Below are 20,355 nucleotides of genomic sequence, written 5' to 3' on the forward strand. Positions count from 1 at the left end.
GTCACGACTCTTGCCGCATACGACTCCCGGCGGGCCGAACGAGCGATCTACAGGTTCGTGTACTTGCGTGCGCGGCCTCGCGCCTTGTCCACCGGGTATTTTTTCGCGTTGGTTTCCAGCTTGTCGCTCGCGGCCTGCACGAGGTCGATGTTCAGCTTGCGCGCCAGCATCAGCAGATAGATCTGCACATCTGCGATCTCGGCCCGAACCTCTTCCAGCGCCTCGCCGGACAGGCCACGCGACTGCTCCTCGGTCAGCCACTGGAAGTGCTCGATCAGCTCGCCGACCTCACCCGCCAGCGCCATCGAGAGATTCTTCGGCGAATGGAACTGCGCCCAGTCGCGCTCTTCGACGAACGCCTCCAGCCGCATCGCCAGCTCATCCAGCCCCCGCGTGTTGGTCGACCCCATGGCCATCGCTCCTGTCGCATCCGTTTCTCTGGACTCGACACCGTAACGAACTCTCGCCGCGCCGTAATCCGCCTGGTAATCGCCCGCGCAGGCACAGAACTGGCGCCACCGGGATGTTCGAACGCCGGAGGTCCCGGCTCGCTCGGGAACAGCGCACGTACTGACGAGCAGGCATGCGAGGCCTAGCCCGCCCCCTGTGCGGCGGAAGAACCCGCCTTACAGCCCCGGGAACGCTCCCGAGTAGACGCTTGCTGCGCCAGGAGCGTATCGGACAAACCAGACAGAACTGGTAAGGCGGCTGTTTCCGGCAAGGCCCGGGCGACGAGCACGAGTTCGTCCCGCTGCCCTGAGCGCCGGGGCCGGCATCCGCGAAAGACGTACTACAGGATGCTCTCGATCGCGCCGCGCAGGTCGGTGGAGTTGGGGCCGACCCGGCTGGGGAAGTGCGCGACCACCCGGCCGTCGCGGTCCACCACGTACTTGTAGAAGTTCCAGCGCGGGGCGTCGGCCTGGCGCGCCAGTTCGCGGAAGATCGGGTGCGCACCGTCACCGCGTACGCCGATCGGCTTGAACATATCGAAGGTCACGCCGAAGTTCTGAAAACAGACACGCGCGGTCTCCGCCTCGTCATCCGCCTCCTGGTTGAAGTCGTGCGAGGGGAAGCCGACGACCTTCAGGCCCTGGTCCCGGTAATCCTGGTGCAGCCGTTCCAGCCCGCCGAACTGATCGGTGTAGCCACAGTGGCTGGCCGTGTTGACGATCAGAAGCGGGTGCCCCTGAAAGCGCTCCTGCAGATTGACCACCTCGGAGGAGTGCAATCGACCCAGCTCGTGCTCGAACAACGCCGCCCGGTCAGGCTCGGCGGCACTGGCAAGCGCCAGAGGAAAGACCAGCAGGATGGCAGCGAACAGGCGCATGAACAGGGGCATGTCGAATCTCCGCGATAGCTCGACGTTCAGACCATCGGTAACAGCCAGGGTTCTGCGCATCGCCCACCCGATGCCGGTGACGCCCTGCAGCGGAACGTCCGCCGGCCCGTTCCGGTCCGACGCCCCGCACGGAACGAACTCAACCGAGATGGAGAACCTGATGACCGCTTCCAGCGACCCGCTTTTCCGCCCGTATCGCCTTGGCGATCTAGAACTGCCCAACCGGATACTGATGTCACCGCTGACGCGCTCGCGCGCCGCCCAGCCGGGCGACGCACCCTGGGAGCTGAACGCCGAGTACTACGCCCAGCGTGCCGGAGCGGGCCTGATCATCGGCGAAGCGACCCAGGTATCGCCGCAGGGCAAGGGCTACGCCTTTACGCCGGGCATCTACTCGGCCGAGCAGGTCGCCGGCTGGGGCAAGGTCACCGCGGCGGTGCACGCCGCCGGGGGCCGCATCCAGGCCCAGCTGTGGCATGTCGGCCGCATCTCGCGCCCGGAGCTTCAGCCCGATGGCGCCCAGCCCGTCGCGCCCTCCGCCATCCAGCCCAAAGGTGCCTACACGTTTGTCAGTGCGGACTCCGGCATGGTGGAGGTGCTCGAACCCCGCGCGCTGGAGACCGACGAGTTGCCGGACATCGTGGAGCAGTACCGCAAGGCGGCGCAGAACGCGCGAGCGGCCGGCTTCGACGGGGTGCAGATCCACGCGGCCAATGGCTATCTGCTGGACCAGTTCCTGCGCAGCGGCTGCAACCAGCGAACCGATGCCTATGGCGGCTCGGTCGAGAACCGCATGCGCCTGCCGCTGGAGGTCGTGCGCGCGGTCATCGGGGTATGGGGACCGGAGCGAGTCGGCATCCGCGTGAGCCCCACTGGCAGCTTCAACGACATGCATGACGACGACCCGCTGGCTACCTACAGCGCCTTTGCCCGCGAGCTGGACGCCACCGGCATCAGCTATATCGAGGTCGTCGAGGACTCGTTTCAGGGCAACCACGCATCCGGTCGCCCGGAACCCGTGATCGACGCGATCCGTGAACACTTCAGCCGCACCTACATCGGTAACGGCGCCTACACCGCCGACGAGGCCCGTCAGCGCATCGACGCCGGGCGCTGCGACCTCGTGAGCTTCGGCCGCCCCTTCATCGCCAACCCGGACCTGCCGGAGCGTTTCCGCCGCCATGCCGAGCTGAACGAATGGGACGAGGCGACCTTCTATGGTGGCGACGAACACGGCTACACGGATTACCCCACGCTCGACTAGCAGCCTGGCAAGCCCGTCGCCAGCGCGAAGGCTTAGCGGTATGTTGGCGGAATGGAGATCGATCCCACCATCCGCGAGTGGCTGCGCCTGGCCGGGCAGGCACCCTCCTCGCACAACACCCAGCCCTGGCGGTTCCGTGTGGACCGCGCGGGAGTGGAGGTCTGGACCGACCCGACGCGCTCGCTTCCGGTGAATGACCCGACCGGGCGCGAACGCATCATCAGCTGCGGCTGTGCGGTGCTGAACCTGCGCGTGGCCGCCGCCGCGGACGGCCAGGGCCTGAACGTGCGCCCGGAACAGGCGGGCGACGGCCCGTTCGTGCGGCTGTTGACTGGGCACCATGGGGGAGCAGGCCAGCAGGACCTGGCACCGCTGCGAGAATGGATCGGTGAACGCCGCTCCTGGCGTGGCCGGTTTCTCACCGGCGAAATCTCCCCGGACATCGTCGAAACACTCGTGCATGCCGCCCGCCAGGAAGGGGCCTGGCTGCGCCCGATCACGGGCGACGAGCGCCGCGAGGAGGTCGCCAACCTGATCCGCGCGGCGACCGCTGCTCAATGGAAGAATCCCGCCTGGCGCCGCGAACTGGCGCAGTGGATGCGCCCGGCCTCCCGGGGCGACGGCCTGCCGGTCGGTCGTGTGACCGGCGGCCTGGCCCGCTGGAGCGTCCGCCATCTGGTGCCCGCCCGCGCGATGGCGCGCGGCGAGGCAAGGGCGGCGCAGGCGGCCGCGTTGCTGCTGGCATTGGGCACCGGAATCGAGGGTCCGATGCAGTGGCTGACCGCCGGCCAGGCCCTGCAGCGCGTACTGCTCGAAGCCGCCCGGCACGGGCTCTGCGCCCGCTATCTGAATCAGCCCGTCCAGCAGGCCGATTGGCGCCCGCAACTGGCCGAGACCCTGGGTGGGGGCCAGCCGCAACTGCTGTTCGCGCTAGGCCGCCCGGACGGCACATCCCACCCTGCGCCGCGCCGCACGCTGGACGACTTGCTGAAACACTGAGGCAAACGCAGACCCAGGTACGATTCCGGCCCTCCCCGCGCGAGCCAAAACGCTCTATGTTGGAGACACAAGGGAACGCGACAGGATGGGAGGGACAGCATGACGACACCAGGCATGCAGAGGGCGTATGGACGGCTGGCCGCAGTGCTGGCCCTGGTCGGTGTGTTTGTGCTGGCGAGCGCCTGCGCACCGCGAGTCTCGGTACAGGAGGAACGCCAGCTGGGCGAGGAGCTGGCCGCGGACCTGAACGCGGAGCTGCCCATCGTCGAAGAGCCGGCCATCAACGACTACATCAATTCGCTGGGTCGTTCGATTGCGGCGGTGGCCGACGATCGCGAAGAGATCGACTACACCTTCTATGTGGTCAACGGGCCGGACGTAAACGCCTTCGCCGTGCCCGGCGGCCATATCTATGTCTACCGCGGCCTGATCGAGCGGGCCGACGACATGTCCGAACTGGCCGGCGTGCTGGCACACGAGGTCGGGCATGTGGTGAAGCGCCATGGCATCGACCAGTGGCGTCGCGCGCAGCAGGCGGAAATGGGGCTCGCCGTCGTCTACGGCGTGATTCTCGGACGCGACCCTGGCGCGGCGGAGCAGGTGGCCGTGCAGGTCGGCGCCGCGGGCGTGTTCGCCGGCTACAGCCGCGAGGCGGAGCGCGAGGCGGACGACGTGGCCATTGGCTACCTGGTGGATGCCGGTATCCACCCCATTGGCCTCGTCTCGTTCTTCGAAACCCTGCTGGACGAGCGCGACCGGGATCCCGGCCGGGTCGAGCAGTTCTTCGCTACACACCCCACCACCCGCGAGCGTGTGGAGAACACCCAGGCGCGGATCGACGCGCTCCCGCAGGAAACACTGGACGGGCTGGCTCGAGACAGCGATGATTTCCAGCGCTTTCGCCGCCAGGTCGAAGCACTACCGGAACCGGAGTCGGATTAGACCGAAATGTCCATGCTCACCGCGTTACTGCTGATGATTGCGCTGCTGCTGGCCGCAGCGGCATTGATCATCTGGCAGGCCAGCATCCTGTTCAGCCTCGAGATCGTGGACGGCAAGCCGCGGGCACGGCGCGGCGACGTGCCCATGCACTTCGAGCACACAGCCCGGGATGTCGCCCGGCGCTACGGCATCCAGCGCGGCCGCCTGACCGCGATGCGCACCCGCGAGGGCGCACGCCTGCGCGCCTCCGGCTCCATCCCCCGCGAGGCGCAGGGCGAGCTGCAAACCGCCCTGAAGCGCATCAAGCTCGGCCGCCGGCGCCGCCGCAAACGCCGCTAAAAGAGCACTGGGGCGCCGATCGGCGCCCTTGAACGGCGCCCCGATCAGTGGCCGTGGCCATGGTGGTGATCGTGGCCGTGCTGATGTCCGTGCGCGCCGGGCCGATCCTCGTCGTAGCCACGGGCACGCTGGTAGGCCTCCTTCTGCTCATCCGACAGCAGCTCGTCCACTTCCAGGTGGTGGGAAAGATGGACGTGGCGCAGCCGCCCACGCAACTCGCCGATCTCGACCGTCAGCGCCTCGATCTGGTCGCTGGTGATCTCGCGCGAGGCAAAGCGCTCGTCAAGCTCACGCTCCAGATCGACGATCCGCTGCCCCAGCTCCCGCGCCTGCTCGCGCATGGCATCGAACAACCGCTCGGTTTCCGCCTGCTGCTCGGCACTGAGATCCAGTTGATCGGCCACCTCCAGCACATGGAGCGGACCGGGATAGCCATGCAGCTCCGCCGGCAGGGCCATCCCCAGTCCCTGCCCGTCCAGCAGACCCTCCTGCTCCTCGGCCGACAGGGCCTTGATCTCGCGGTCCTGCATCGTCGTATACGAATTGGCCAGGGCGGGGGCCATACAGCCGGCCAGCACCAGCCCGAAAACCCAGCGCACTGGGGACAGAGATTTCATCAGCGACTCCTTGGGGATGATTCGTCGGGCATAACGCATGATCGACCCCCTAAGGGATGGTCGGGTTCCGCTACAAGCGCGGGCAACCAACCGAGCACGAGCACATGCATGGGCACGTGACTTCCTTAAACGGCGACGTCGGCCAGGTGGCCCTTGCCTTCCAGCCAGGCGCGGCGTTCGGAGGCGCGCTTCTTGCCGAGCAGCATGTCCATCAGCTGCTGGGTGTCGTCGGCGGCGTCCAGGGTGAGCTGCACCAGGCGCCGGGTGTCCGGGTTCATGGTGGTCTCGCGCAACTGTAGCGGGTTCATCTCGCCGAGGCCCTTGAAGCGGGTCACCGAGACCTTGCCCTTCAGCTTTTCCGCCTCGATGCGTTCCAGCACCCCGGCCTTCTCGTCGTCGTCCAGGGCGTAGAACGTCTGCTTGCCGACATCCACGCGATAAAGCGGCGGCATCGCGATATAGATATGCCCCCGCTCCACCAGCGGGCGGAAGTGCTTCAGGAACAGCGCGCACAGGAGGGTGGCGATGTGCGCGCCGTCGGAGTCCGCGTCGGCCAGGATGCAGACCTTGCCGTAGCGCAGCCCGTCCAGGCTGGCCTGGCCCGGGTCCACGCCCAGGGCCACGGAGATGTCGTGGATCTCCTGCGATCCGAGCACCTGGTCCGGGTCGACCTCCCAGGAGTTCAGGATCTTGCCACGCAGCGGCATGATCGCCTGAAAGTCGCGGTCGCGCGCCTGCTTGGCGGAGCCACCGGCGGAATCGCCCTCGACCAGAAACAGCTCGGTGCGCTCCAGGTCCTGGCTGGCGCAGTCCGCCAGCTTGCCCGGCAGGGTCGGGCCCTGGGTGACCTTCTTGCGCACCACCTTGCGCCCCGCGCGGCTCCGTTTCTGCGCGTTCTGGATCGCCAGCTCGGCGATACGCTCGCCCTGCTGCGGGTGCTGATTCAGCCAAAGGCTGAAGGCGTCCTTGACCACGCCGGAGACAAACGGCGCGGCCTGACGCGAAGACAGACGCTCCTTGGTCTGCCCGGCAAACTGCGGGTCCTGCATCTTGAACGACAGCACGCTGGCGACCCGCTCCCAGACATCCTCCGGCGCCAGCTTGATACCGCGCGGAAGCAGGCTGCGGAACTCGCAGAACTCGCGCACCGCGTCGGTCAGACCGGTGCGCAGGCCGTTCACGTGCGTGCCGCCCTGGGTGGTCGGGATCAGGTTCACGTAGCTCTCACTGACGACCTCGCCGCCCTCCGGCAACCAGGTCACCGCCCAGTCCACCGCCTCGGTGGCGCCGGCCATCGCGCCCATGAAGGGCTCCTCCGGCAGGCGCTCCAGGCCATCCAGCGCCTCCACCAGGTAGTCGCGCAGGCCCGCCTGATAGCACCACTCGCAGGCCTCGCCGGTGGTCTCGTCGCGGAAGGTGACGGTCAGACCCGGGCACAGCACCGCCTTGGCGCGCAGGATGTGCTTCAGCCGAGGTACCGAGAACTTCGCCGAATCGAAATACTGCGGGTCCGGCCAGAAGTGCAGCGTGGTGCCGGTATTGCGCTTGCCGACCTCCCCCACCGGTTCCAGGTCCTGCGTCTTGTGGCCGCCGGCGAAGGCCATGCGGTACTCGCGCCCGTCACGCTTGATCTGCACCTCGAGCTTCTGCGACAGGGCATTGACCACCGACACGCCCACCCCGTGCAGGCCGCCCGAGAACTGGTAGTTCTTGTCGGAGAACTTCCCGCCTGCATGCAGCGTGGACAGGATCACCTCTACCCCCGGGCGGTTCTCGCGCGGGTGCAGGTCCACCGGCATGCCACGGCCGTCATCGGAAACGGATACCGAGTCGTCCTTGTGCAGGATCACGTCGATGCGCTTGGCGTGGCCACTGATCGCCTCGTCCACCGAGTTGTCGATCACCTCCTGCGCGAGGTGGTTCGGGCGGGTCGTGTCGGTATACATGCCCGGGCGCTTGCGCACCGGGTCCAGCCCCTCGAGGACCTCGATATCGGATGCGGAATAGCTCACACAGGAACCCCTTTATTGATCATGCCCTTTGCCGAACCCGGCCTTCTGAACAGGCACCGTCATTGCGAGGAGTGAAGCGACGAAGCAACCTCCCAACGAAACCACCGACATTGGTCCGGGCCAGCGTCGGAGCCGCCCGGGGAGATTGCTTCGTCGGCTACGCCTTCTCGCAATGACGGGGCAACCGTATTCGTGGCCAGCGCGGTGGCCTGTGCGCAGCGTACCAAAGCCCGCGGGGGAAAGGCTGCTTGCAATCCCGGTTCCGATCCCAACAATGCAGGACAGATTCCGTATCCCCGTCTTCACAGGAGGTTTCCGATGGAAGAAGCCGCGAGCATAACCGGCGACGATATCCTCGACGTCACCCAGGAAAGCTTCCAGCAGGCCGTGCTGGAAGAATCCGCCCGCCGCCCGGTCATGGTCGACTTCTGGGCCGCCTGGTGCGGGCCCTGCCAGCAGCTGATGCCGCTCCTGCAGCAACTGGCCGCGCAGTACGCCGGCAAGTTCCGCCTGGCCAAGGTCAACAGCGACGAGCAGCAGGCCCTGGCCCAGCAGTACGGCGTGCGCAGCCTGCCCACCGTGATGGTGTTTCGCCACGGCAAGCCGGTGGACCAGTTCATGGGCGTACAGCCGGAGCCGAACATCCGCGCGATGATCGACCGCTACCTGGAAAAGCCCTCGGACAGGATCATCGAACAGGCGCGCGAACAGGCGAAAACCGGCGATGTGGACGGTGCCCTGGCCACGCTCAGGGCCGCGCTCGAGGAAGACCCCGACAATGGCGACCTGCGCATCGAGCTGGCCCGAGCGCTGGCCCAGTCTGGCGATGCGGACGCCGCCGAAGCGGAGCTGAACAAGCTGCCGCTGGACCAGCACGAACAGGACGCGGTGAAGGAACTGCGTGCGCGACTAGTCTTCGCCAAGACCGCAGCCGGCATCGACCCGCAGGCCGTGGCGACGGAGATCCAGTCCGGCAACCCCAGCCCCGAGGCACTGGAGAAGATGGCCGCCTACGCGATCCTCTCGGGCCGCGCCGAGGAGGCGCTGGGGCTGTACCTGCAACTGATGAAGCAGCACCGCGCCTACAACGACGGCGCTGGCCAGAAGGGCCTGCTGGCCGCATTCAAGGTGCTGGGGGATGACCATCCGCTGGTCGGACAGTACCGGCGGCAGATGGCGTCACTTCTGTACTAAGGAGACGCTCGGGAATCCGCTCGAACAGGGGCTTCGCGGGCGACCGCGCTCCTGCATGCGCCCCATCGGCCAGGGGGCTGGCCTCCTACGAGGGGCGCGGTCCAGCGCTGTAGGAGCCGAGCCCTCTCGGCGATCAGACGCAGGCCAACCCATCCGACGGACGCCGAACCCCTGCCGTAGCCACCGGGAATACATCCGGCGCGGGCGGGGCTACGCGTGCGCGCGATACGGCAGCACCCCATCGGCCAGGGGGCTGGCCTCCTACGAAAGCGCAACATCAGGTGCTGGCGACGAGCTCTCCGGTGAGTTCGGTCCCAGCGGCCAGGGTCGAGTAGATCGTGCCCTTCTGCACGTTGCGGTGCAGGATCTCCAGCATCTCCTCATCGTCGTCGGTCCCGACTTCGATGCGGTACTCGATTCTGGCGATTGCGGGCGGGTCGTCCTGGCGCCAGCCACGCAACTGGATCGACAGGGTGTCGATCTCCATGCGCAACATTGGCAGGGCCCGCTGAATACCCCTCACCATGCAGGCCCCCAGCGATGCGAGCAGCAGCTCCGGCGGGCTCAGCGCATCGTCACGCCCGTCCATGTCGGTGTCCAGGGTGATCTCGGCCTGCTTGGCGCTGGCCACACTGCCGTGCGAGTCCAGTCGTTCAACGCGCAACTCGTATTCGAGCATCGAAACCTCCGCTGGAAGAATGCGCCCGGCCCGTCCGCTGCGGTCCGGGCGATCCGTTCGGTCAGTTGCTGCCGACGATCCGTTCGATCACGGCCTCCGGCTCCTGGTAGCCGGACATCTGCTGGCCGTCCTCGGTGATCAGGGCCGGGGTGCCGCGCAAATTCAGCTGCTGGCCCAGCGCCATGTGCGCGTCCTGCGGGGTGCCGCAGCTGCCGTCGATGTCGTCCAGAGTGTCACCGGCCTTGGCGCGATCCATCGCGTCCTCGCGGTCATCCGCACACCAGATCCGGTCCATGATCTCCGGGGAGTTCTGCCCCAGCACCGGGAACATCAGGTAGCGCACCTTGATACCGGCCTCCAGGTACTGCGGGATGTCCTGGTGGATCTCGCGGCAGTAGGGGCAATTCGGATCGGTAAACACGTTCAGCACGCCGCGGGTGTCGCCGTTCGGTGAATAGACGACCAGTTCGCTGTCGTCGATCTCGGCGAACATGTCGGCACGCACGCCCCGCAGCGAACCCTGGGTCAGGTTGTCACGGGTATCCAGGTCAATCAGGTTGCCCTGCAGCAGGTACTTGCCATCCCCGGACACATAGAAGATCTCGGTGCCGTAGCGCACCTCGTAGATCCCGTCCATGCCGGTTTCCTGGATGCTGTCGATCTCGGCATTGGGGATGACCTCGGCCATGCGCTCCTCGATGGCATCGGTCGCGGCGGCGGTGGTAGTGAAGGCGGCCAGCAGGACGGCCAGGGGCAGTGCGCGTTTTACAAACATGGACTCTCTCGTGGCTGTACAAAAAAGGAGGCCAGTCTAGCAGGCCCAACAATACGGCCCGCCCGGCTCTGGCACGAAACTGGGGTAATAGACGTCAGCCGCGGGGATGATGTTCCGCATGCAGGCTCTGCAGGCGGGCGCGTGCGACGTGGGTATAGATTTGCGTCGTCGACAGGCTGGAGTGGCCCAGCAGCATCTGCACCACGCGCAGATCCGCCCCGTGGTCCAGCAGATGGGTCGCGAACGCGTGGCGCAGGGTATGCGGCGACAGCGGCGCCTCGATGCCGGCCACCCGTGCATAGTGCTTGATGCGATACCAGAAGGCCTGACGCGTCAGTCCCCGGCCACGCCGCGTTACAAACACGGTATCCACCGGCGGATGACCGGCCATCAGGTCGGCCCGGGCCTCGCGCAGATAGCGTGTCAGCCAGTGCACGGCCTCCTCCCCCAGCGGCACCAGGCGTTCCTTGTCGCCCTTGCCGGTCACGCGCACCACGCCCTGGCGGGTGTTCACCTCGGACTGCTCCAGGCCGACCAGCTCGGACACGCGCAGGCCGGTCGCGTACATCAGCTCCAGCATCGCGCGGTCGCGCAGGCCGACTGCGGTATCCAGTTCCGGGGCCGCCAGCAGCGCGTCGACCTGGCTTTCGGACAGGCTGTCCGGCAGCGGGCGCCCGGCGCGCGGGGACTCGATCCCGGCACTGGGGTCATCCTCGCGCTCGCCCTGGTGCACCAGGTAGCGGTAGAAGCGCCGCTGGCTGGACAGGGCACGGGTAATCGACTTTGGCCGCGCGCCCGCCTGCATGCGGGCGCTGACGAATCCCAGCAGATCGGCACCACTGGCCGTCTCCAGCGCGACCCCGCGCCCGTGCAGCCAGCGCGCCAGGGCCTCAAGGTCGCGGCGATAGGCCGCCAGGGTGTGATCCGACAGGCCCTCGACCGCCCAGAGCTCGTCGAGGAAGCGGTCGAGGGTGTCGGACTGGACTGCCGCTGCGGTCACGGCCCGCGCGCGGCCTACGGGTTACCTCCCGGGTTGCCCGGATTGCCGGGATTGCCGAGACCACCCATCGGATTGCCCGGCGCCTCGGGGTTCTCCGCGCGGAACTTGCCGGCGAGGTTCTCGAACACCTTGGTCAGCTCCAGCGGCAGCGGGAAGAAGATCGAGTTGGCGTTGCCGTTCGTCGACATGTCGGACATCGTCTGCAGGTAACGCAGCTGCAGCGCGGCCGGGCTCGCCTCCATCTGCTGCGCGGCCTGGACCAGCTTCTCGGCCGCCTGCAGTTCGCCCTCGGCGTGGATGACCTTCGCCCGACGTTCGCGCTCGGCCTCGGCCTGGCGCGCGATCGCGCGGATCATCGAGTCGTCCAGGTCGACATGCTTGATCTCGACATTGGTGACCTTGATGCCCCAGGCATCGGTCTGTGAATCGAGGATCTCCTGGATGTCGTTGTTCAGCTTGTCGCGCTCGGAGAGCATCTCGTCCAGGTCATGCTTGCCGAGCACGGAGCGCAGCGTGGTCTGCGCGAGCTGACTGGTCGCAGCGTAGTAATCCTCGACCTGGATGACCGACTTGGCGGAATCCACCACGCGGAAGTACAGCACCGCGTTCACCCGCACCGTCACGTTGTCCTGCGAGATCACGTCCTGACTGGGCACGTCGAGTGTGATGATGCGCAGGTCGATCCGCACCATCTGCTGGATGCCCGGAATCACGATGATCAGGCCCGGGCCCTTCACCGACTGGAAACGGCCGAGGAAGAAGATGACGCCGCGCTCGTACTCGCGCAGCACCTTGATCGACATCACGATGATGGCGACCAGGATGACTAGCGGGACGACAAAGAAACCGAGATCGTTCATGTCCTGCTCCTTCTGTGTTGAGGGTGCCGCGCCGGCGGGGGAAACACTGTTTAATGTACACGCTCGCGCTCGAGTCGCTTTTGCGTGCGAACAAGGCGCGGTGACCGCCGTGCAGTCATTCTGCACAAGGGAGCCGCAACGCCGTGCGCGCGCAAAAGCGGCCGAGCCCTTTCGTTAATTAAGTCGTAGGGTTGGCACCCCAGGTTCCCCGATCCTGCGTTGCGGCACTTGCCGGTAGAACCACTACCGGCTGCGCACCGCGCCTTGTCTCGGAAAACCTGGGGTACCAACGCGAGTGTGTACATTAATCAGTGTTTCCCTAGCCGGCCGAGGCAGTGCCCGGGGTGTCTTCTTCAGTCACGGGTTCGACCCGAAGCCTGAGTCCTTCGATTGCGGTCACCCGCACCTTCTGTCCTTCGCGGACCGGTGCCGAAGTCTCCGCGTTCCACTGTTCGCTGTGGACCCAGACTCGACCGCTTTGGTCGAAGTCCTCGCGCGCCTCGCCGATCATGCCGATCATCTCTTCGTAGCCGGTGGCGGGCTTCTTGCCACGCAGGCTGAACAGCCGGCCCAGCACCCAGACCGACAGGATGCCGATAGCGATGGCAGTGCCAATCACCAGCGGGATCGCCACATTCAGCTGCGGGTCGTCCCACAGGATGATGGAGCCAACAGTAAAGGCCACGATTCCTCCTATGCCCAGCGCCCCGAAACTGGGTACGAAGGCCTCTGCAATCATGAAAATCATGCCCAGCAGCATCAGCGCCAGGCCCGCGTAGTTCACCGGCATCACCTGCAGCGCGAAGAACGCCAGTATCAGCGCGATCGAGCCGATCACCCCGGGATAGATCGCGCCCGGATTGGCCAGCTCGAAGATGATGCCGTATATCCCGATCAGCATCAGGATGTAGGCGATATTCGGGTTGGTGATCAGCGACAGCAACTGGGTGCGCCAGTCCGGATCCATGCGCACAATCTCCAGCCCCTCGGTCGACAGCGTCCGCTCGCCGTCGTGCATACGCACGGTATGGCCGTCGATCTGCGCCAGCAGGTCGTCGAGGTTGTCCGCGACGAAATCGATCACGTTCTGTTCCAGCGCGGCAGTCGCGGTCAGGTTGGAGCCCTCGCGCACTGTCTCCTCGGCCCACTCGGCGTTGCGGTCGTAGCGCTCGGCCAGGCCGCGGATGTAGGACACCGCATCTTCCAGCACCTTGCGCTCCATCGCGTCGCCGCCCCGGCGGGGTGAGGGGGGATCGTCTTCCAGCAGTTCCTCCTCGGTGGCCGGTTCGACCTCGCCGTTGTCGCCGTTGCCGTTGCCGTTGCCGTTACCGTTACCGTTGTCGCCATTGCCATTGGTCTCGTCGGTGGCCTCTTCTTCCTCCTCTTCCGGCGGATCCATGCCCGGCAGGCCGCCTCCGCCCATCTGCACCGGCGTGGCAGAACCGAGGTTGGTGGCCGGGGTCATCGCGGCGACATGCGAACCGTAGAGGATGTAGGTCCCGGCACTGGCCGCGCGGGCACCCGAAGGGTGGACATAGGTGACCACCGGGACATCCGATTGCAGGATGTTGCGGATAATGCTGCGCATGCTGGAATCCAGCCCGCCCGGGGTATCCAGCATCAGGACCATGATCTCGGCGTCCTCGGCCTCCGCGCGCTCGATACCGCGGCGGATGTAATCGCCGGTGGCCGGACCAATGGCATCTTCCACGGTCAGCACCAGTGCCTGCCGCTGCCCGGTGTCCGCCAGCGTGGACATCGCCAGCCAGCCGGCCCCCAGCAGCAGGAACGCCAGCCAGATTACGGTTCGCCAGAGGCGCATGCCGCCTCGCTTCATGGGCTTCCTCTCCCGTCGGTCCTGTTTCGTCGTACACTCGGCAACGCTTCACCCGGTACGTGCCCCCACCCTAAACCATAGGCTATTGCGCCGCTGATTCCCCAATCCCGATGTCCGCATCCCCCACGAACAAGGCAATGCATCCGCCACTCGGCCTGGTCCTGGCCGGCGGACAGGGTCGACGCATGGGCGGGCGCAACAAGGGCTGGGTGGAGTACCAGGGCCGCCCACTGGTGGAACAGGTGATCGAACGTCTGCGGCCGCAAGTGGACTCCATCGTGATCAGCGCCAACACCGATATCGACCGCTATCAGGCGCTGGGGTTTCCCTGTCTGCCGGATACGCGCCCCGATTACCCGGGGCCGCTGGCCGGGATCGCCGCGACATGGGCGCACGCCCCCGGCCACACCCTGCTCTGTGTCCCGGTGGATGCCCCGCACCTGCCTCCGAATCTGGCCGCAAGACTGGGCCAGGCGCTGGGCTCCTGCGCCGCCCCGGCCGCGATCGCCCACGACGGCGAACGGCTGCAACCGCTATTCGCGCTGCTCAGACCCGAGCTGGCCGCGCGCCTGGAGACGGATCTCGCACGTGGCCCACTCGCGGTCGGCCGCTGGTTTCGCGACATTGGCGCCACGGTGGTCGACTTCTCCGACCAGCCCGGCGCCTTCGTCAACCTGAACACGCCCGAAGACCTGGTCGGCTGAGCGCCCCCTCCCGCTGCCACCGGTTATCGCTATACTCGGGCGTGCATAACGCAAGCAGGTGGCCATGAACCCAATCCCGACCAACCTCCCGCGCATCGGCTTTGCCGCCTGGAGCGGCAGCGGCAAGACCACCCTGCTCAAGGCGGTGATCCCCGCCCTGCGCGCCCGCGGCCAGCGCCCGGCCGTGATCAAGCATGCCCACCATGCCTTCGACGTGGATACCCCCGGCAAGGACAGCTACGAGCTGCGCCATGCCGGTGCGGACCAGATGCTGGTTGCCTCCTGCCGGCGCTATGCGCTGATGGTGGAGACCCCGGAGACCGACGATGGCCGCGTACCGGACCTGGACATGCTCTGCTCGCGCCTGGACCCGGAACGCGCGGACCTGATCCTGGTCGAGGGCTTCAAGCAGGCTGACCTGCCGAAGATCGAGGTCCACCGCCCCTCTGTCGGCAAGCCCCCGCTCTACCCGGAGATCCCCGGCGTGATCGCGGTCGCGACCGATGCCGCCGAGCTGGACTTCGACGGCCCCCTGCTGCCGATCAACGACCCCGATGCGGTCGCGCGTTTTATCATTGACCACTTCAACCTGAACCCCTGAACACCTGCCCCGGAGACGCCGAGCGCTATGTCCGTGCCCAGCTGCGACGAATTCGACCCCAACGCACTGACCCTGGAACAGGCGCGCGCGGCCATCCTGCAGGCCTGCGATGCACTGACCGAATCCGAGACGTTGGCACTGGAATCGGCGCTGGGCCGCACCCTGGCCGAGCCGGTCGCCGCCCGTATCGACGTCCCGCCGGCCGCCGTCTCGGCGATGGATGGCTATGCCCTGCGCGCCGACGACGCCGTCGAGGGCCGCGAGCTGATGCTGGCCGGGACTTCGGCCGCCGGGCACCCCTGGGACGGCACGGTGACACCGGGCCAGTGCGTGCGCATCCTGACCGGCGCCGTGGTCCCGGACGGGGCCGACGTCGTGATCATGCAGGAACAGGTCGAGCGCGTCGGCGAAACCGGGATTCGCCTGCACAACGGCGGCCTGGCGCCCGGGCACAACATTCGCGGCCCGGGCAGCGACACTGCCAGCGGGACCGCGCTATTCGCCAGGGGGCATGTCATCGGGGCGGCCGAGATCGGCGTGCTGGCCAGCCAGGGGATCGGCGAGCTGCAAGTACTGCGCAAGCCGCGGGTCGCATTCTTCTCCACCGGCGACGAACTGGTGCCGCTGGGACAGCCGCTGGGACCGGGCCAGATCCATGACTCCAACCGCCACACGCTGCGCGCGCTGCTGGCCTCCTACCCGGTCGAGGCGCTGGACTACGGCGTGATCCGCGATACAGAGGCGGCCGTTCGCGAGGCGCTGGAGCGCGCCGGGCAGGAAGCGGACCTGGTCATCACCACCGGCGGCGTCTCGGTCGGCGATGCCGACCACGTGACTCGTGTCCTGCAGGCCTCGGGCCAGGTCGGCTTCTGGAAGATCGCGATCAAGCCCGGCCGCCCTCTGGCCTTCGGGCGTTTCGGCAACGCCCACTTCCTGGGCCTGCCCGGCAACCCGGTCGCGGTCATGACGACCTTCGCGCTGCTGGTACGCCCTGCCCTGCAGGCCCTGGCCGGACGCGACACCACGCCGCCGCACACCATCAGCGCACGCCTGGTGGAGGACCTGCGCAAGACCCCCGGGCGCAAGGACTTCCAGCGGGCGGTGCTCGCCACCGATGAGCGTGGATGGGTCGTACGTTCGGCCGGCGGCCAGAGCTCGCACCAGCTGCGCGCGATGAGCGAGGCCAATGCCTACATCGTGCTGCCGCGCGAGTCCGACGGGGCGCGCGTGGGCGAATGGGTGGAGGTGCTCTCGTTCCGGGAAGTCTTCTGATCGCCGCAGCCTTCGGGATTGCAGGCTGGGGCCTTTGCTTTGAAGGCTGACTTATTCGCGAGTCGGGGCGGACTCGGCCATGGCGGCAAATTCCCGCTCCAGCAGGGCCTCGTCACCCAGATTGAGCTCGACCAGGCGGCGCAGGTGCGTCGCCGATTCCAGCGGCATCGCCTCGATCTCGAGTCCCAGCCACAGGCCCTCCTGCCAGCGTACGCGACCCTCGAACGCGATCCGCGCCTCGTCGGACAAAGGGATGTCCAGCGTGACCACGGCATCTGGCTCAAAAACTGGGATCTGCGCCCCCTCGACCAGGACACCGCGCAGCGATATGTCCTCGACGCGCACGGGACATTCCCCGTTCGCATGGATCAGGTTGGCCGGAAACTCCAGGGGGATACGTTGAAACCGTCGCTCCATACAGGAAGACTACGCGCTCCTTGCCCGTTCCACCAACCTGCATACCGATCCCGACCCTGCCCATGAGCCAAGACCCCAAGAATATCGAAGGCCTGCCCGCCGGCCTGCTGCGCCGCTTCGGCGCGATCATCTACGACGCCCTGCTGTTGATCGCGATCTGGATGGTGCTGGGCATGATCGTGGTGGCACTGGGCAACCTGACCGGCTGGTACTCCACCCGCGCGCATTTCATCGCCAACCTGTTCGTGGGCTGGGCATTCTTTTTCTGGTTCTGGACGCGCACCGGGCAGACCCTGGGCCTGCAGACCTGGAACATCCAGCTGCGCACCGAGCATGGCCAGCCGGTCAACGCCTGGCAGGCCACGCTGCGCTATCTGGTGGCGGCCGCCCAGTGGCTGGTGGTGCTGATGGCGATCTGGGCGGTGCGCGAACACGGCGCCGTGGCGACCGTGGCGGTTACCGCCGCAGCGATCTTCGCGCTGGGGCTGTCGCAGTTCCATCCACGGCGCTGGATGCTGCACGACTGGCTGTCCGGGACCGAGCTGGTACGCATCCCGGGCCTCGCCAAACCACGCTGGAAAAAAGACAAGGCGGCCTGAACCGACGCCGCCTGCGGCCCCGGAGCCCGCAGGGTCCTTTACATCAGGGGGCAAGCCACAGGCCTGATTCCTCCAGCCCGTCGGCGATTTGCTCCGCCATTTGCTGATAGCCGGCCGCGTTGGGGTGGATGCGATCCGCGCGCAGGTCGCCGTTCGAGAGCACCCCTGACAGCACCCCGTCGATTAGCGGGACCTCCTCCTCGCGCGCCAACTCGCCATAGATGCCGTCGTCACGCAGGCGCCCCGTGGCGGCCGCGAAGGCCGAGGCCGAGGGCACGCCAAGCAGCAGGGGCTGGGCGCCATGCTCGCGCACCTCGTGGATCAGGGCCCGCAGGTCCTCCTTGACCGCCGGCGCGGCGCGCTGGCGCAGGAAGTCATTGCCGCCGAGACCGATGATCACCAGATCGGGCTCGTGCTCGCGCAGGCTGGGGCCCAGCCGGCCACGCGCGCTGTCCGCCCGGTCGCCGGGCACGCCGTCGTTCACCACCTGCCAGCCAGTGATCTCGGCCAGACGCGCCGGGAAATCTTCCCCGCGCGAGGCGCCCGTCCCGTGGGTCACGCTGTCCCCGAACGCCAGCACCGTGGCCGCGCGCGGCAGCGGCTCCAGGTCACCGGGTCCGCTACCACCACAGCCGGCGAGCAGGGCCAGCAGCCCCGCCAAACCGCCCGCGAGAAATATCCGCCGCAAGGGAGCGATCATGCCCGCACCGCCATGCGTCGCAGCGCGAACAGCGCGATGGCCAGGAACAGCAACACCGGCAGGCTGGCCGCCAGCAGCGGCGGCAGGTTGTACACCAGCCCCAGGTGGGTGATCGCGCGCATCACGATCACGAACGAGACCCCGATCGCGATCCCGATAAACAGGCGCTGGCCGGCGCCGCCCTCGCGCTGCGAGCCGAACAGGAACGGGATCGCCAGCAGCAGCATCACGAAGGTACTGGCCGGCAGGGTGAAGCGCTGCCAGAACGCGACCTCGTAGGGAGCCGCATCCAACTGATTCTGCTGCAGATAATCGATGTAGCGAGAGAGATCGAGCGCGGCCATCTGGCTGGGCTCGACCACCAGCACGTCGAAATACTCGGGGGCGATCAGCCGGTCGATCGTCTCCTGCTCACGGTGTTCGGCGACCACGCGGTCATGCGACAGCTGCGAACGCTCCACGTCCTCCAGCCGCCAATCTCCATCGACAAACTGGGCCCGCGCCGCGCGGGTGATGCGGCTGGGCTCGCGATCCCCGGTGAACTCGATGATGCGCACCCCGATCAGCTGATTCCCGGCCAGCACCGACTCGGCGTGGATCATTCGCTGACCGTCGCGTGCCCAAAGCCCCATCGACCCCACGCTGATCTCCTCGTCGAAGGCCGAGGCCTTCAACGCCTGGGCACGCGTCTCCGAGGCCGGAGCAAAGAACTCGCCGATAATCAGCATCACCATTACCACGACCAGCCCCGCCTGCAGCACCCAGACGATGAACCGGCCCAGGGTCATGCCGGCGGCCCGCATCGCCGTCAGCTCGCTGTTCGCGGCGAGGTTGCCCAACCACAGGAGCCCGCCCAGCAGGGCCGCCGAGGGCAGCATCTCGTACATCCGCCGCGGCAGGGTCAGCGCCACGTAGAGCATCGCCTCGGTGACCCCGTAGGTGCCGGTGCCGGTATCGCGCAGCTCGTCGATCATCGCGAACACCGCGTCCAGCGCGACCAGCAATACTACGGCCAACGCCGTGCCGATCAGCACCTGGCGGATCACATAGCGCCCCAACACCGTGGTCATGGCGCCCCTCCGGCATCACGCAAGCGAGGAGTGGCCGATCGCAGCCGCAACAGGCCCTTGTGCCAGGCCAGCACCACCCACAACACCAGCATCAGGCCATGGGTCCACCACAGCCCCAGGGCCAGTGGTGTGCGGCCGTCGGCCAGCTGTCCCTGCCCGAGGATGAGGAAGTTTGCGTACAGCACGTACACACCGATCGCGGCCGGGATGCGCGCATAGCGCCCGGTGCGGGGCGGCACCTGCGCCAGCGGCAGCGCAAGCAATGCCAGCACCAGGATCGACAGCGGCATTGCCAGACGCCATTCCAGCTCGGCGCGCGCCTCGGGATCGTCGCGCTGCGCCCACAGCGCGGAGGTCGGCAGCGCATCCAGGCTAGCGCGGCGCGTGGTTGGGTCGGGCTCGGTAATCTGGGTGCGCAGGCGCTCAAACTCCAGCATGCGGAAGCTCGCAGTGCCGGGCTCGCCGACGTAGCGATAGCCGTTCTCCAGCAGCAGGAAGCCGCTGCCCTCGGCCTCGGGATCGGGCACCGCGCGCTCGGCCACGGTGATCTGCGACTCTCCATCCACCTCGCGATAGATGAAGACTTCCAGCAAGGCCTCGCGATCCTCACTCATGCGCTCGGCGAAGAAGACCTGATCGCCCACCCGCGAACGCAGGAAACGCCCCGGGGCAATCCCCACCAGGTCGGAGCGCTGCTCGGCCAGGTCACGCAACTGGTCGATCTGCGCCTCGGTACGGGGTACGACCATGGTCATCAGCACCAGCAGCAGGAGCGCGGCCGGGGCCGCCACCCAGAACAGCGCGCGGTAGAGGGCCGCGAACGACATCCCGCTGGCCTGCAGCGCGGTCATCTCGCTGTCGCGCTGCATGCGCCCGAACACCAGCATGAACGCCAGAAACAGGGCGACCGGCCAGAGGAACACAATGCCCTTGAACGCCCCGAACGCGACCATGCCGGGGAGGAAATCGACCGGCAGGCTGCCCTCGGCGACGTCGCGCAGCACCCGCGCCAGTACGCCGCCGATAATGACCAGCAGCAACACCACGCTCACTGCGGCCTGGGTCAGCCACAGCTCGCGGGCGATGAAGCGCTCGGCGCGACGCAGGATCATGCGCCCGTCACCCCGCGCCGGAC

Annotated in this window: 22 protein-coding genes; 9 read left to right on the forward strand and 13 right to left on the reverse strand. The window is 67.2% G+C overall.

The features are described from left to right. Nucleotides 1-47: 47 nt before the first annotated feature. Together F467_RS0112345 and F467_RS0112350 are read right to left on the reverse strand one after the other, a co-directional pair. A complete protein-coding gene (locus F467_RS0112345) occupies nucleotides 48-410 on the reverse strand; it encodes a nucleotide pyrophosphohydrolase (protein ID WP_018138034.1) in 363 nt (120 codons plus the stop codon). Nucleotides 411-790: 380 nt separating this feature from the next. Beyond that, nucleotides 791-1,339 carry a glutathione peroxidase gene (locus tag F467_RS0112350; protein ID WP_018138033.1) on the reverse strand — a complete coding sequence of 183 codons (549 nt, stop codon included), beginning with the start codon at nucleotides 1,337-1,339 and terminating at the stop codon, nucleotides 791-793. A 160-nt stretch (nucleotides 1,340-1,499) separates the two neighbouring features. Here F467_RS0112350 and F467_RS0112355 point away from each other — a divergent pair, with 160 nt between their 5' ends. From F467_RS0112355 to F467_RS0112370, 4 genes are all read left to right on the forward strand, one after another. Beyond that, a complete protein-coding gene (locus F467_RS0112355) occupies nucleotides 1,500-2,603 on the forward strand; it encodes an alkene reductase (protein ID WP_038049521.1) in 1,104 nt (367 codons plus the stop codon). 51 nt (nucleotides 2,604-2,654) lie between these two features. Further along, nucleotides 2,655-3,602 carry a hypothetical protein gene (locus F467_RS0112360; RefSeq protein WP_018138031.1) on the forward strand — a complete coding sequence of 316 codons (948 nt, stop codon included), beginning with the start codon at nucleotides 2,655-2,657 and terminating at the stop codon, nucleotides 3,600-3,602. Between the two features lie 114 nt (nucleotides 3,603-3,716). Continuing rightward, the gene (locus tag F467_RS0112365) at nucleotides 3,717-4,544 is read left to right on the forward strand and encodes a M48 family metallopeptidase (protein ID WP_018138030.1); all 828 of its coding nucleotides are present in this window, start codon (nucleotides 3,717-3,719) and stop codon (nucleotides 4,542-4,544) included. Between the two features lie 12 nt (nucleotides 4,545-4,556). Then, complete coding sequence (locus F467_RS0112370) at nucleotides 4,557-4,883, forward strand: DUF3634 family protein (protein ID WP_018138029.1); 327 nt, start codon at nucleotides 4,557-4,559, stop codon at nucleotides 4,881-4,883. Nucleotides 4,884-4,927: 44 nt separating this feature from the next. Here F467_RS0112370 and F467_RS0112375 read toward each other — a convergent pair whose 3' ends face one another. Beyond that, entirely contained in the window at nucleotides 4,928-5,500 is a 573-nt protein-coding gene (locus F467_RS0112375) for a Spy/CpxP family protein refolding chaperone (protein ID WP_018138028.1), read from the reverse strand. A 125-nt stretch (nucleotides 5,501-5,625) separates the two neighbouring features. After that, a complete protein-coding gene (gene parE, locus F467_RS0112380) occupies nucleotides 5,626-7,512 on the reverse strand; it encodes a DNA topoisomerase IV subunit B (RefSeq protein ID WP_018138027.1) in 1,887 nt (628 codons plus the stop codon). Between the two features lie 318 nt (nucleotides 7,513-7,830). Here parE and trxA point away from each other — a divergent pair, with 318 nt between their 5' ends. Next, entirely contained in the window at nucleotides 7,831-8,706 is an 876-nt protein-coding gene (gene trxA / locus F467_RS0112385; RefSeq protein ID WP_018138026.1) for a thioredoxin, read from the forward strand. Nucleotides 8,707-8,983: 277 nt separating this feature from the next. Here the strand turns inward: trxA and F467_RS0112390 are convergent, their stop codons facing one another. The 5 genes from F467_RS0112390 to F467_RS0112410 form a co-directional block, all read right to left on the reverse strand. Then, a complete protein-coding gene (locus F467_RS0112390; RefSeq protein ID WP_018138025.1) occupies nucleotides 8,984-9,385 on the reverse strand; it encodes an OsmC family protein in 402 nt (133 codons plus the stop codon). 61 nt (nucleotides 9,386-9,446) lie between these two features. Beyond that, the gene (locus F467_RS0112395; protein WP_018138024.1) at nucleotides 9,447-10,160 is read right to left on the reverse strand and encodes a DsbC family protein; all 714 of its coding nucleotides are present in this window, start codon (nucleotides 10,158-10,160) and stop codon (nucleotides 9,447-9,449) included. A 94-nt stretch (nucleotides 10,161-10,254) separates the two neighbouring features. After that, nucleotides 10,255-11,160, reverse strand: a complete 906-nt coding sequence (gene xerD, locus F467_RS0112400) for a site-specific tyrosine recombinase XerD (RefSeq protein ID WP_018138023.1) — start codon at nucleotides 11,158-11,160, stop codon at nucleotides 10,255-10,257. Nucleotides 11,161-11,174: 14 nt separating this feature from the next. Continuing rightward, complete coding sequence (locus F467_RS0112405; protein WP_018138022.1) at nucleotides 11,175-12,020, reverse strand: slipin family protein; 846 nt, start codon at nucleotides 12,018-12,020, stop codon at nucleotides 11,175-11,177. Nucleotides 12,021-12,339: 319 nt separating this feature from the next. Beyond that, the gene (locus tag F467_RS0112410; protein WP_018138154.1) at nucleotides 12,340-13,857 is read right to left on the reverse strand and encodes a nodulation protein NfeD; all 1,518 of its coding nucleotides are present in this window, start codon (nucleotides 13,855-13,857) and stop codon (nucleotides 12,340-12,342) included. A gap of 137 nt (nucleotides 13,858-13,994) precedes the next feature. Here F467_RS0112410 and mobA point away from each other — a divergent pair, with 137 nt between their 5' ends. The 3 genes from mobA to glp all read left to right on the forward strand — a co-directional run bounded on the left by mobA (nucleotide 13,995) and on the right by glp (nucleotide 16,434). Then, a complete protein-coding gene (gene mobA, locus F467_RS0112415) occupies nucleotides 13,995-14,561 on the forward strand; it encodes a molybdenum cofactor guanylyltransferase MobA (RefSeq protein ID WP_018138155.1) in 567 nt (188 codons plus the stop codon). Between the two features lie 64 nt (nucleotides 14,562-14,625). Further along, nucleotides 14,626-15,162: a molybdopterin-guanine dinucleotide biosynthesis protein B gene (gene mobB, locus F467_RS0112420; RefSeq protein ID WP_018138156.1), complete on the forward strand. Its 537-nt coding sequence runs from the start codon at nucleotides 14,626-14,628 to the stop codon at nucleotides 15,160-15,162. A 27-nt stretch (nucleotides 15,163-15,189) separates the two neighbouring features. Continuing rightward, on the forward strand, nucleotides 15,190-16,434 hold the full coding sequence (gene glp / locus F467_RS0112425) for a gephyrin-like molybdotransferase Glp (RefSeq protein ID WP_018138157.1): 1,245 nt from the start codon (nucleotides 15,190-15,192) through the stop codon (nucleotides 16,432-16,434). Between the two features lie 51 nt (nucleotides 16,435-16,485). Here the strand turns inward: glp and F467_RS0112430 are convergent, their stop codons facing one another. After that, nucleotides 16,486-16,851 (reverse strand): PilZ domain-containing protein, encoded by a 366-nt coding sequence (locus F467_RS0112430; RefSeq protein ID WP_018138158.1) that lies wholly within the window; start codon nucleotides 16,849-16,851, stop codon nucleotides 16,486-16,488. Between the two features lie 62 nt (nucleotides 16,852-16,913). Here F467_RS0112430 and F467_RS0112435 point away from each other — a divergent pair, with 62 nt between their 5' ends. Further along, nucleotides 16,914-17,450 (forward strand): RDD family protein, encoded by a 537-nt coding sequence (locus F467_RS0112435; RefSeq protein ID WP_018138159.1) that lies wholly within the window; start codon nucleotides 16,914-16,916, stop codon nucleotides 17,448-17,450. Between the two features lie 43 nt (nucleotides 17,451-17,493). On the opposite strand, the gene F467_RS0112440 is transcribed toward F467_RS0112435, so the two are convergent. The 3 genes from F467_RS0112440 to lptF are packed head-to-tail and all read right to left on the reverse strand — an operon-like array spanning nucleotide 17,494 to nucleotide 20,332. Then, the gene (locus tag F467_RS0112440; RefSeq protein WP_018994346.1) at nucleotides 17,494-18,150 is read right to left on the reverse strand and encodes a GDSL-type esterase/lipase family protein; all 657 of its coding nucleotides are present in this window, start codon (nucleotides 18,148-18,150) and stop codon (nucleotides 17,494-17,496) included. Continuing rightward, nucleotides 18,147-19,220, reverse strand: coding sequence for an LPS export ABC transporter permease LptG (lptG, locus tag F467_RS0112445; RefSeq protein WP_018138161.1), 1,074 nt, complete (start codon nucleotides 19,218-19,220; stop codon nucleotides 18,147-18,149). Before lptG ends, F467_RS0112440 begins: the two co-directional genes overlap by 4 nt. Further along, complete coding sequence (gene lptF / locus F467_RS0112450; RefSeq protein ID WP_018138162.1) at nucleotides 19,217-20,332, reverse strand: LPS export ABC transporter permease LptF; 1,116 nt, start codon at nucleotides 20,330-20,332, stop codon at nucleotides 19,217-19,219. Before lptF ends, lptG begins: the two co-directional genes overlap by 4 nt. Nucleotides 20,333-20,355 lie beyond the last annotated feature (23 nt).

This window comes from Thioalkalivibrio sp. ALJ12, from assembly GCF_000378305.1.
In the GTDB taxonomy this organism is placed as follows: Bacteria; Pseudomonadota; Gammaproteobacteria; order Ectothiorhodospirales; family Ectothiorhodospiraceae; genus Thioalkalivibrio.

Bases quoted from the DNA above. Each gene is read 5' to 3' on its own strand.
- F467_RS0112410 (WP_018138154.1), bottom strand. From the start codon at position 13,857: ATGAAGCGAGGCGGCATGCGCCTCTGGCGAACCGTAATCTGGCTGGCG.
- F467_RS0112355 (WP_038049521.1), top strand. From the start codon at position 1,500: ATGACCGCTTCCAGCGACCCGCTTTTCCGCCCGTATCGCCTTGGCGAT.
- lptG (WP_018138161.1), bottom strand. From the start codon at position 19,220: ATGACCACGGTGTTGGGGCGCTATGTGATCCGCCAGGTGCTGATCGGC.
- F467_RS0112360 (WP_018138031.1), top strand. From the start codon at position 2,655: ATGGAGATCGATCCCACCATCCGCGAGTGGCTGCGCCTGGCCGGGCAG.
- F467_RS0112390 (WP_018138025.1), bottom strand. From the start codon at position 9,385: ATGCTCGAATACGAGTTGCGCGTTGAACGACTGGACTCGCACGGCAGT.
- glp (WP_018138157.1), top strand. From the start codon at position 15,190: ATGTCCGTGCCCAGCTGCGACGAATTCGACCCCAACGCACTGACCCTG.
- trxA (WP_018138026.1), top strand. From the start codon at position 7,831: ATGGAAGAAGCCGCGAGCATAACCGGCGACGATATCCTCGACGTCACC.
- F467_RS0112375 (WP_018138028.1), bottom strand. From the start codon at position 5,500: ATGAAATCTCTGTCCCCAGTGCGCTGGGTTTTCGGGCTGGTGCTGGCC.
- lptF (WP_018138162.1), bottom strand. From the start codon at position 20,332: ATGATCCTGCGTCGCGCCGAGCGCTTCATCGCCCGCGAGCTGTGGCTG.
- F467_RS0112370 (WP_018138029.1), top strand. From the start codon at position 4,557: ATGCTCACCGCGTTACTGCTGATGATTGCGCTGCTGCTGGCCGCAGCG.
- F467_RS0112365 (WP_018138030.1), top strand. From the start codon at position 3,717: ATGCAGAGGGCGTATGGACGGCTGGCCGCAGTGCTGGCCCTGGTCGGT.
- F467_RS0112350 (WP_018138033.1), bottom strand. From the start codon at position 1,339: ATGCCCCTGTTCATGCGCCTGTTCGCTGCCATCCTGCTGGTCTTTCCT.
- mobA (WP_018138155.1), top strand. From the start codon at position 13,995: ATGCATCCGCCACTCGGCCTGGTCCTGGCCGGCGGACAGGGTCGACGC.
- mobB (WP_018138156.1), top strand. From the start codon at position 14,626: ATGAACCCAATCCCGACCAACCTCCCGCGCATCGGCTTTGCCGCCTGG.
- F467_RS0112435 (WP_018138159.1), top strand. From the start codon at position 16,914: ATGAGCCAAGACCCCAAGAATATCGAAGGCCTGCCCGCCGGCCTGCTG.
- F467_RS0112405 (WP_018138022.1), bottom strand. From the start codon at position 12,020: ATGAACGATCTCGGTTTCTTTGTCGTCCCGCTAGTCATCCTGGTCGCC.
- F467_RS0112440 (WP_018994346.1), bottom strand. From the start codon at position 18,150: ATGATCGCTCCCTTGCGGCGGATATTTCTCGCGGGCGGTTTGGCGGGG.
- F467_RS0112395 (WP_018138024.1), bottom strand. From the start codon at position 10,160: ATGTTTGTAAAACGCGCACTGCCCCTGGCCGTCCTGCTGGCCGCCTTC.
- F467_RS0112430 (WP_018138158.1), bottom strand. From the start codon at position 16,851: ATGGAGCGACGGTTTCAACGTATCCCCCTGGAGTTTCCGGCCAACCTG.
- F467_RS0112345 (WP_018138034.1), bottom strand. From the start codon at position 410: ATGGGGTCGACCAACACGCGGGGGCTGGATGAGCTGGCGATGCGGCTG.